The following is an 862-nucleotide window of genomic DNA, read 5'->3' on the forward strand; positions in this document are numbered from 1 at the left end:
TCAAGACCGGCGCGGCCTACCTGCCCATCGACCCGGCACTGCCGGCGGCCCGCATCGAGTTCATGCTCACCGACGCCGCGCCGATCGCCGCAATCGCCGACCCCGCCTTGCGCTCGAGGCTCGACGGATCAGGCGTGGCGGTCATCGATCTCGACACGGCCGCCGTCGCGGGCCAGTGCGCCGACCCGCTGCCCGCCCCGTCGTCGGCGAACGTCGCGTACATCATCTACACCTCGGGGACCACCGGTACGCCGAAGGGCGTGGCCGTCACCCATCACAACGTCACCCAGTTGCTGGAGTCGGTGCACGACGAGCTGGCGCTGGGCCGGGTGTGGTCGCAGTGTCACTCGTTGGCCTTCGACTTCTCGGTGTGGGAGATCTTCGGGTCGCTGTTGCACGGCGGCCGGTTGGTGATCGTGCCCGACGCGGTGGTCCGCTCACCAGAAGACCTGCGCACCATGCTGATTCGCGAGCAGGTCAACGTGCTGAGCCAGACACCGTCGGCGTTCTACGCCCTCTCACCCGAGTTGGCCCGGGAGGGGAAACTGCGGACCGTGGTGTTCGGTGGCGAGGCGCTTGAACCGCAGCGGCTGGGCAAGTGGTTGAACGGTCACCGGCGGTCGCCGCGCCTGATCAACATGTATGGCATCACCGAGACCACGGTGCACGCCTCTTTCCGGGAGATCGTCGCGAGCGATGTCGACACCAACGCCAGCCCGATCGGCGCGCCGCTGGCCCACCTGAGCTTCCTCGTCCTCGACGACTGCCTGAACCCGGTGCCGGTGGGTGTGGTCGGTGAGTTGTATGTGGCGGGTCGGGGTGTGGCGTGTGGGTATGCGGGTCGGTCGGGGTTGGCGGCGGG

At 68.4% G+C, this 862-nt stretch carries 1 protein-coding gene; it reads left to right on the top strand.

Features of this window, described 5'->3' with window-relative positions; all coding sequences use genetic code 11:
• The coding region (locus A9X03_RS17110) for an AMP-binding protein (protein ID WP_156746582.1) at positions 1-862 on the top strand (862 nt) is incomplete at both ends.

Source organism: Mycobacterium sp. E1715 (assembly GCF_001667625.1).
Classification (GTDB): Bacteria; Actinomycetota; Actinomycetes; order Mycobacteriales; family Mycobacteriaceae; genus Mycobacterium.